This window comes from Oceanisphaera arctica (genome assembly GCF_002936955.1).
Classification (GTDB): domain Bacteria; phylum Pseudomonadota; class Gammaproteobacteria; order Enterobacterales; family Aeromonadaceae; genus Oceanimonas; species Oceanimonas arctica.
In genome coordinates, this window is the sequence record NZ_MPZM01000085.1 from 1 (window position 1) to 5,516 (window position 5,516).

Below are 5,516 nucleotides of genomic sequence, written 5' to 3' on the forward strand. Positions count from 1 at the left end.
CCACTGCGTGGCGGAGCAGGCCGGCGGCCGGGTGATCCAGCTCGACGGCCAGCCACTCGGCTACGCCAACCCGCAACAGTTGCTGAACCCCTATTTTCTGGTGCTGGGCAACAGCGAGCAGAACTGGCCGGCGTTGTTTTAATCTCCAAGCGACATGCGCCGATCTGTTCTCTCCCCTGAAGCCCGGGTTAACAGAACGCCCGCAGGGTGCAACGCAAGGGGAGGGTTAGGGAGGGGTTATGCCTGCAACCCCGCAGACAAGGGGAGGTGCAGTTCAACGCCTTCGGCTGATTTATCGGCTTGGCTTCTGAATTACCTCGCCACCAGCACATCGCAGGGAAGCGTACTCAAAAAGCTGGTGGCCACACTGCCGATCAGCAGTCGGCTGATGCCCTGTCGGCCGTGGGTGCCCAGCACCAGCAGTTGCGGGCTATGCAGCGCCACCGCGTTATTCAGGCAGGCCTGTACCCCGCCCGCCATGATATCGGGCCGGATACGGTCTTGATCGTCCTCTACCAGAAAATGTGACATCTCGGTTTTTATCTCCTTGGTAATCCGCTCCTTCTGCTGCTTGATCATGTCATCCATATCCTCTTGATCGGGGTGCACGAAGCCGATAAAAGGCGGATCGAATACATGTACCAGCCGAATGTCCGATTTCGGCGCCAGCCACAAGGCCGCCTTCAGCGCATGGTGCGAACTGCGGGAAAAGTCGGTCGCCGCCAGCACATGCTCATAGGTATCGGTAGAGTCGGTACTGACCATCAGCAAAGGGATGTCACAGTGGCGCAACAGTCGCTCCGCGGTGGTCCCGACAAAGAGATCCCGTAACGGCTCGATATGATGTCGCCCCACAATCAATAGGTCGGCCTTCAGCTCCTCGACCTTTTTACCCAGGGTCTGATAAGGCTTGCCCAGCAGCACATGGCAGCCCCCACGCGCCTTGACCTCATCGGGGACAAGATCAAAGAAGCCTTGCAGGGCTGTTTCTGCCGCCTTTTTCAGTCGGTGGCGCACCGATATTTCTACCATGGGCTCATAAAGGGTGAGCGCATCATCCACCACATGGACCAGATGCAGGCTGGCCTTGAGCCGAACGGCAAGCTCGACCGCCCTTTTAACCACCAGCATGGACTCCTGTTCCAGATCGATAGCAGCAAGCAGTGTTTTCATCTCGACTTTCCTTCTAGTGGTAACTGGTAGCGGTGAAAGGCAGTAACGTATGACAGTAACTTGTGACGGTAACGTATAGCGGAAAACAGGGGAGCCCGGTGGCTCCTTGATGAACATATAATGAGCATTCCCGCTTTTGGTAACAAAATCAAATCAAAGCGGGGCTTTATTACCGGTCACGCCCGCCGGAACCGGCTTTTGATTTTCCTCACCCGGCCTTTGGTTTACACTAGCGCCCCTTCAAGCCCCATTTTTCAGGAATATCAGTGTTAACAGCAGAAATTGCCATGCGCTGGCTAACCGCCGGTTACATCGACCACTACATCTGTGAAAACTGCCACGGCATCCACCTTTCCGAGCTGCAGGGGCAGGACGGCGTACTGGAAAGCCGACTGTTCGTGGAACATGAAGACGCCATTCTTACCACCGAAATCGAGGTGCGCCCCACAGCCCTCTTGGCACTGGTGGCCGACCTGGGCCGACTGAACATGGACTACCCCAGCCTCAAGGTCTTTGTCGATATTGTCGACGACAATCTGCCCCGCCTGATCGTAGCCGACTACCTGCACACACAGGCCGGTATGGATCAGCCGCAGTTTTTGTGGATAGTGCAGCAAACCATGATGGCGACCCAGCAGCTGTTGCTCGAAATCACCGAACTCGGCTTCCTGATGCAGGACGACGAGCCGCAGAAAACCCCCTCGGCTGTGCATTAAGCCCGCAACTTGTTCAGGGTTAAGCCAGTCGCACGTTTTTTTACTAAAAAGCCTTGAACAAGCACCGGCAAGTCGTTAAATTACGCCCCGTTCCCAAGCGGAGCCGAGTGAAGGACACACTCGAAAATAAAATACAAAAATCTGGTGAGGTGTCCGAGTGGCTTAAGGAGCACGCCTGGAAAGCGTGTATACGGCAACGTATCGAGGGTTCGAATCCCTCCCTCACCGCCACATTAAAACCCCGAGCAGCAATGCTCGGGGTTTTTTAATGCCTGAAAAAAACCATATCTTCGCCCCTTTCGGGCATTCGAATGACAAGCCCTCTCTCAAACAGTACTCTCGACCTTCACATGCAGTTTTTCTTTCTGGCTACCCGAGTCGTAATGGGTGTACATAGGCGCTCCTGATGGAGGGTTCGACGTGAATGCAGTTGTACGGCTTGAACATGATTTTACCGAGATAGTGGATGCCATTGCCGGACCCGGCATCGGTATTTTTCCCGACTTTATCAATGCCGATATGGTCGCCGCCCTGCGCCACGACCTGGCGACCCTGCCTCCCTGGGAACTGACACCCGCCGCTATCGGCCGGGAGCGGCTGCAACAGACCAACGAACAAATCCGCACCGACAAGACCCGCTGGCTGGAAGGTGATACACCGATACAGCGCTGTTACCAGGCACAGATGGCCGAACTGCAGCTACAGCTGAACCGCCAGCTGTTCATGGGGCTGAAAGACTACGAATGCCACTATGCGCTTTATCAGGTCGGGGACTTTTACAAAAAGCACCTGGATGCCTTTCGTGGTCGGGGCAATCGCCGGCTCACTACCGTGCTGTATCTCAACGACGACTGGCAAACGACCGATGGCGGTGAGCTGCTGATCTATCCCACTCGCGGAAAAGCCGTCATGCACCGAGTACTGCCACAGGCGGGCACCCTGGTGTGTTTTCTTTCGGAAGACTTCCCGCACGAGGTGCTGCCAGCCACGCGAGATCGGCTGAGCATTGCCGGCTGGTTTCGTATCGACGACCCGGTCGCCCCGACGGTACGGCTGTAACCGGCACCACTACACAAACGGCAAAATAAGGTGTTCTTTTTTGACCATTTGAAAAATAAGGCCACTTTATATATCGATTTAAAACCCAAGTGGCTTTTTTTATCACATTTCATCATTTTCACTTTTCATCCTGGTGTCACTCTGCCAACCTGAGTTCAATCTCATAGAGCAAGACATTAAGGACGATCACATGTGTTCTATCTTCGGTATTCTCGAACTCAAATCTGAAGCGGCCGCCCTGCGCGGCCGGGCGCTGGAGCTGTCCAAGCTGTTGCGCCACCGGGGCCCCGACTGGTCCGGGGTCTACAGCAGCGACAACGCCATTCTGGTACATGAGCGACTGGCCATCGTCGGCCTGGACAGCGGTGCCCAGCCGCTGCTGAACCCGGCCAAGACCCATGCCCTTGCGGTAAACGGCGAAATCTACAACCACAAGGAGCTGGAAGCTGCACTCGGCGTTGACTTCGAGTTTCAGACCCAGTCCGACTGCGAAATCATCCTCGCGCTGTACAAGGAAAAAGGCCCCGAGTTTCTCGACGACCTCAACGGCATCTTCGCCTTCGTACTTTACGACGAAGAGCAGGACGCCTACCTGATTGGTCGCGATCACATGGGCATTATTCCGCTCTACACCGGCCACGACGAGCAGGGCAACTTCTATGTTGCCTCCGAAATGAAGGCGCTCACCCCGGTGTGCAAGACCATCAAGGAGTTTCCTCCCGGCCACCTGCTGTACAGCAAGGAAGGCAAGCTGCGCCGCTATTATCAACGCGACTGGGAAGAGTACGCCGCGGTCAAAGACAACACGTCCAGCGTGAGCGAACTGCGCGAGGCGCTGATGGCCTCGGTCAAGCGCCAGCTGATGTGCGACGTGCCCTATGGCGTGCTGCTCTCCGGTGGCCTGGATTCCTCTGTTATCTCCGCCATCGCCAAGATTTATGCGGACCGTCGGGTAGAAGACGGCGACAACAGCGAAGCCTGGTGGCCCCGTCTGCACTCCTTCGCCGTGGGCCTCGAGGGCTCGCCGGATCTGATTGCCGCCCGCAAGGTGGCCGATCACCTGGGTACCGTGCACCACGAGCTGCTCTACACGGTGCAGGAAGGACTCGACGCCCTGCGCGAGGTGATCTATCACCTGGAAACCTACGACGTCACCACCATTCGGGCCTCTACCCCCATGTACCTGATGGCGCGACGCATCAAGGCCATGGGCATCAAGATGGTGCTGTCCGGCGAAGGCTCGGACGAGCTGTTCGGCGGCTACCTGTATTTCCACAAGGCGCCGAATGCCAAAGAATTCCACGAAGAAACCGTGCGCAAGCTGCAGGCGCTGCACCAGTTCGACTGCCTGCGCGCCAACAAGTCCATGGCGGCCTGGGGCGTGGAAGCCCGGGTGCCCTTCCTCGACAAGGAATTCATGGACGTGGCCATGCGCCTGAACCCGACCGACAAGATGTGCGGCAACGGCAAGATGGAAAAACACATACTGCGCGAAGCCTTCAGCGATATGCTGCCTCACGAGGTGGTTTGGCGCCAGAAGGAGCAGTTCTCCGACGGCGTGGGTTATTCCTGGATAGACAGCCTGAAGGAAATGGTGGAAGAACAGGTGACCGATCAGATGATGGCAGCGGCGGCGTTCCGGTTTCCGCTCAACACCCCCACCAACAAGGAAGCCTATTATTACCGTGCCATCTTCGAAGGCCACTTCCCACAGGAGTCCGCCGCCCACTGCGTGCCCTGCGGCCCGTCCGTCGCCTGCTCCACCCCCACGGCACTGGAGTGGGACGAGCAATGGAAGAACATGGCCGATCCGTCCGGCCGGGCGATAAAAGGCGTTCATACCCAGTCTTACTGAGTTAGTTCGCAGCACTGCACAGCAAAAAATGGCGCCTTTCGGCGCCATTTTTCATTTCATACCGCTGACCTGTAATCCGGCCAGCAGGCCGCTGCGTCGCTCTACCCGTCGTTGCACCGCCTGCTCGAACACCGAAGCCCGGCTTTCGATCAGGCTGAAGTAATGCCGGGCCCGGGTGATGCCGGTGTAGAGCAGCTCCTTGGTCAGTACCGGATTGAGGCCGTCCGGCAGGATCAGGGCGGTGTGGGCAAATTCCGATCCCTGGGACTTGTGCACCGTCATCGCGAACACGGTTTCTACCGCACTCAAACGGCTGGGCAGCACAAATTTAAGCTCACCGGAACCGTCGTTGCGCGGAAAGGCCACCCGCAGCAGGGTGCGGCCCGGCTCGTCCGGCAGGCGCAGGGCGATGCCGATGTCGCCGTTCATCAACCCCAGACTGTAATCGTTGCGGGTCACCAGCACCGGCCGTCCCTCGTACCAGCCTTGATCCGCCGGCAGCAGTCCGCGCCGGTGCAGCAGGCCGGCGATGCGCAGGTTAAGGCCTTCTACCCCCCAAGGGCCCTTGCGCACCGCGCACAGCAGCCGGAACTCGTCGAAGGCGGCCAGCACCTCGCCCGCCCAGCGGCTCCAGGCCGGATCCTCGGGGGGGCAGTCCGCCGCCGGGCGCTCGCTCTGTAACAGTTCGAGGTAACGTCCGTAGCCGCAGGCCT

The 5,516-nt window shown here is 58.0% G+C and carries 5 protein-coding genes and 1 tRNA gene; 4 read left to right on the forward strand and 2 right to left on the reverse strand.

Annotation, left to right across the window (positions count from 1 at the left end; translation table 11 throughout):
* Positions 1–312: 312 nt before the first annotated feature.
* Entirely contained in the window at positions 313–1,173 is an 861-nt protein-coding gene (locus tag UN63_RS16615) for a universal stress protein (protein WP_104488604.1), read from the reverse strand.
* Between the two features lie 287 nt (positions 1,174–1,460).
* Here UN63_RS16615 and UN63_RS16620 point away from each other — a divergent pair, with 287 nt between their 5' ends.
* The 4 genes from UN63_RS16620 to asnB all read left to right on the forward strand — a co-directional run bounded on the left by UN63_RS16620 (position 1,461) and on the right by asnB (position 4,803).
* Positions 1,461–1,889: a YbjN domain-containing protein gene (locus UN63_RS16620; RefSeq protein WP_104488605.1), complete on the forward strand. Its 429-nt coding sequence runs from the start codon at positions 1,461–1,463 to the stop codon at positions 1,887–1,889.
* Positions 1,890–2,032: 143 nt separating this feature from the next.
* Positions 2,033–2,120 (forward strand) — tRNA-Ser (locus UN63_RS16625).
* Between the two features lie 189 nt (positions 2,121–2,309).
* A complete protein-coding gene (locus UN63_RS16630; protein WP_229793459.1) occupies positions 2,310–2,948 on the forward strand; it encodes a 2OG-Fe(II) oxygenase in 639 nt (212 codons plus the stop codon).
* A gap of 190 nt (positions 2,949–3,138) precedes the next feature.
* Positions 3,139–4,803, forward strand: coding sequence for an asparagine synthase B (gene asnB, locus UN63_RS16635; RefSeq protein WP_104488606.1), 1,665 nt, complete (start codon positions 3,139–3,141; stop codon positions 4,801–4,803).
* 51 nt (positions 4,804–4,854) lie between these two features.
* Here asnB and UN63_RS16640 read toward each other — a convergent pair.
* Positions 4,855–5,516, reverse strand: a 662-nt coding sequence (locus UN63_RS16640; protein ID WP_181068277.1) for an ATP-binding domain-containing protein, incomplete at its 5' end; no start/stop codon positions are given.

Excerpts from the sequence above, each read along its gene's own strand:
- asnB (WP_104488606.1), top strand. The coding sequence starts at position 3,139 with ATGTGTTCTATCTTCGGTATTCTCGAACTCAAATCTGAAGCGGCCGCC.
- UN63_RS16620 (WP_104488605.1), top strand. The coding sequence starts at position 1,461 with ATGCGCTGGCTAACCGCCGGTTACATCGACCACTACATCTGTGAAAAC.
- UN63_RS16615 (WP_104488604.1), bottom strand. The coding sequence starts at position 1,173 with ATGAAAACACTGCTTGCTGCTATCGATCTGGAACAGGAGTCCATGCTG.